Source organism: Streptomyces sp. NPDC020192, from assembly GCF_044388685.1.
Classification (GTDB): domain Bacteria; phylum Actinomycetota; class Actinomycetes; order Streptomycetales; family Streptomycetaceae; genus Streptomyces.
In genome coordinates, this window is sequence record NZ_JBIRXG010000098.1 from 1 (window position 1) to 4095 (window position 4095).

Consider the following 4095-nt stretch of genomic DNA (forward strand, 5'->3'; position numbering starts at 1 on the left):
CCGCGAACGCCTCGGCGAACACCGGGTACGCGGCGGCCAGTTCCTCACCCATCCCGGCCCGCTGCGCACCCTGCCCCGCGAACACGAACGCGGTCCGGGCTTCACGGGCCACGGCGGGAAGGGTGGTGTCAAGGGCAGCGAGCAGTTCCTCGGTGGTCTCGCCGACCGCCGCCACACGGTGGGCCAGCGCGGCTCGGCCGGTGGCCAGGCTGAGGCCGATGTCGGCCGGACGCGTCTCCGGGTGCTCCGCGACGAACGCACGCAGCCGCTCGATCTGCGCCGAGAGCGCACCCTCGGACCGGGCCGACAACAGCCAAGGCACGGCCGGAAGTTCGGGGGTCCCGGTGGATTCCGTCTCCTCTGGTGCCTCTTCCAGGACGACATGCGCGTTCGTACCGGACACACCGAACGACGACACACCCGCCCGACGCGGCCGACCCGCACGGGTCCACTCGCGCTCCTCCGTCAGCAGCTCCACCGCACCGGCGGACCAGTCCACCTCCCCAGACGGCTCGTCCACATGCAGCGTCCGCGGCAGTACACCGTGCCGCATGGCCTCCACCATCTTGATCACACCGGCGACACCCGCAGCAGCCTGCGTATGCCCGATGTTGGACTTGATCGAGCCCAGCCACAGCGGCTCATCCCGCTCCTGACCGTAGGTCGCAAGCAGCGCCTGCGCCTCGATCGGGTCACCCAGCCTGGTACCCGTACCGTGCGCCTCCACGGCGTCGACATCGCCAGGCCCAAGACCCGCACCCGCCAACGCCTGCCGGATCACCCGCTGCTGCGACGGACCGTTCGGCGCCGTCAGACCATTCGACGCACCATCCTGGTTCACCGCGGAACCGCGTACGACGGCCAGCACCCGGTGCCCGTTGCGACGCGCATCCGACAGCCGCTCCACCAGCAGCATGCCGACACCCTCGCCCCAGCCGGTCCCGTCGGCAGCGGCCGCGAACGACTTGCAGCGCCCGTCCGCCGCCAGGCCCCGCTGATGCGAGAACTCGTCGAAGGCACCCGGGGTGGCCATGACGGTGACACCGCCGGCCAGGGCCATGGAGCACTCCCCCGACCGCAGCGCACTGATCGCCCAGTGCAGCGCGACCAGGGACGAGGAGCACGCGGTGTCGACGGTCACCGCCGGGCCCTCCAGGCCCAGGGTGTAGGCGATACGGCCCGACAGCACGCTGGCGGAGTTGCCGGTGCCGATGTGGCCCGCATGGGCCTCGGTGGCGCCGGCCAGGAGGGCCGCGTAGTCCTGGCCGTTGGTGCCGAGGAAGACGCCGACGGACGTGCCGCGAACCGTGTGCGGATTGATGCCGGCCCGTTCGAAGGCCTCCCAGCCGGTCTCCAGGGCGAGCCGCTGCTGCGGGTCCATGACCAGCGCCTCGCGCGGCGAGATACCGAAGAAGTCCGCGTCGAACTCCCCGGCCCCACGCAGGAATGCGCCCTCGGCGTAGGCGTCGGTGGGTCCCCACTGGCGGTCCGCCGGGATAGGGCCGACGGCGTCCGTGCCGTCGGCGAGCAGTCGCCACAGGTCCTCGGGCGAGGCCACGTCGCCGGGGAAGCGGCACGCCATGCCGACGATCGCGATCGGCTCGTCCGTGCGGACGGCCGTACCCGGGAGTGCGGTCGCGCCGGTGTCCTCGCCGGTCGCCAGGGCGAGCAGGTGGGTGGCGAGGGCGCGGGCGCTCGGGTGGTCGAACACGGCGGTCGCGTGGAGCGCGACTCCGGTGGCGGCACTGAGGCGGTTGCGCAGCTGCACGGCGGCCATGGAGTCGAAGCCCAGGTCGCGGAAGGCGGTGTCGGACTCGACGTCCGCCGTGCCCGAGCGGCCGAGGACGGCGGCGGCGCAGGACCGTACGAGGTCCAGGGCGGCGCGCTCGCGGTCGGGGCCGGTGAGCGCCGTGGGCACCTCGACGGGTGCCGGGCCGGACAGTTCGGCCAGCATGGAGCCGGCGCTCAGGCCGGTCCAGTCGGCGTCAGCGACGACACCGTGCGCGTCCGCGGCGACCACGGCACGCTCGAGGGCGGCCAGGGCGTGGCCGGGGTCGAGCGGGGTGACACCGGCACGGCGCAACCGGTCCGCCACGGCCTCGTCGAGCATGCCGCCACCGACCCAGGGGCCCCAGGCGATGGCGGTGCCGGGCAGTCCGAGGGCCCGGCGATGCGCGGCGAGCGAGTCGAGTACGGCGTTCGCGGCGGCGTAGGCCGCCTGTCCCGGGTTACCGAGGGTGCCGGCGAGCGAGGAGAACAGCACGAACGCGTCCAGGTCGAGCCCGGCCGTCGCGGCGTGCAGGACCAGGGCGGCGTCGGCCTTGGCCCGGAGTACGGCGGTGACCTGTTCCGGGGTGAGCGTGTCCAGCGGGGCGTCGGAGAGGACGCCCGCCGTGTGGACCACCGCGGTCAGCGGAGCGTCGGCGGGTACCCGCGCCAGCAGGGCCGCGACCGCCTCCGGATCGGCGACGTCGCAGGCGGCGACGGTCGCCGTGGCGCCCGCGGCCTCGACGGCGCGGGCCAGTTCGGCGGCGCCGTCGGCCGCCGGGCCCCGCCTGCTGACCAGCAGCACGTGCTGCGCCCCGCGCTCCGCGAGCCGCTGGGCGACCCGCGCGCCGAGGGTGCCGGTGCCGCCGGTCACCAGGACCGTGCCCCGGGGCCGCCACTCGCGGCGGGGAGCGTCGTCGGCCCGTACGAGGCGGGCCGCGAAGGTGCCGTTCTCGCGTACGGCGCACTCGTCCTCGGTCCCGGCCAGGACGGCGGCGAGCCGGCGGCGCGCCCGCTCGTCCAGCGTGCCGGGCAGGTCGACCAGCCCGCCCCAGCGCTCGGGGGTCTCGAGGCGGACGACCCGGCCGAGCCCCCACAGGCCCGCCGCGGCGACGGCGGACTCGGGGACCGCGTCCGTGGAGGCGACCGCGACGGACTCGGAGGTGGCGCACCACAGCGGGACGGTGATCCCGGCATCGCCGAGCGCCTGGACGAGAGCGAGGGTGGTGTGCACCGGGCGGGCCGCCGACGCGAGCAGGGAGAGCACTCCGGTGACACCGGCGCCGTCGACCCCCCGGAGCAGCTCGGCGGCCGTCTCCCGGTCGGCACCCTCGGGCAGTGCGAGGTGCGTGACCTCGGCACCGTGCTCGCGCAGGGCGCTGGTCACGTCGGCGACGAGCGCCTGCTCGCCCTCCGGCCCGACCAGCAGCCACCGGCCGGTCAGCACCGCGGCGCCGACCTCCGGGAGCGGGGTCCAGCGAACCCTGTGCCGCCATCCGTCCACGACCGCGTCGGCGCGCTCCCTGTCGTGCCAGGACGCGAGGGTGGGCAGTACGGCGTCGAGCCCGGCGTCCTCCGCCACGCCCAGCAGTCCGGCGAGGTCACCGCTCTCGACGGCGGCCCAGAAGGCGTCGTCCGAGGCCCCACGGGTCTGCGGCGCGGGGACGTCCAGCCAGAAGCGTTCGCGTTGGAAGGCGTACGTCGGAAGGTCGACGCGACGCGCTGCCGTACCCGCGAAGAACCGGTCCCACGCAACAGCGACACCATGAGCGTGCAGCACACCCAGCGCCGTCACGACAGCATGAGCGGCCGCCCGGCCCGCCCGCTGCGCGGGCACACACACCACCCCGTCCCCGGCGGACTCCACCACCGGCCCCGACAACACCGCGTCCGGCGCCAACTCCACGAACACACCGGCCCGCGCCGCCACCACAGCATCCGCGAAACGGACCGTCTCACGAACGTTGCGCACCCAATACCCCGGGTCGCACAACTCCTCACCCACCACAGCACCGGTCACACTCGAGACGAACGCCAGCTTCGGCGCGTGGAAGGTCACCGACTCCAGCACCCGCCGGAAATCCTCAAGAACCGGGTCCATCAGGTGCGAGTGGAAGGCATGGCTGACCGACAGCCGCTTCGTACGACGACCCGACCAACGCGCAGCCTCAGCCAGGACAGCCTCCTCGTTCCCGGACAGGACCACCGACGACGGACCGTTGACCGCCGCCAACTCCACCCCCTCCGGCAACTCCAGCTCCGCCTCACTCACCTGCACCGCGACCATCGCGCCGCCCTCCGGCAACGCCTGCATCAACCGGCCACGCG

At 74.2% G+C, this 4095-nt stretch carries 1 protein-coding gene; it reads right to left on the reverse strand.

Going from position 1 to position 4095, the window contains the following annotated elements:
• A partial coding sequence (locus ACH47Z_RS46960; protein WP_399086728.1) for an SDR family NAD(P)-dependent oxidoreductase occupies positions 1 to 4095 on the reverse strand: 4095 nt, incomplete at both ends.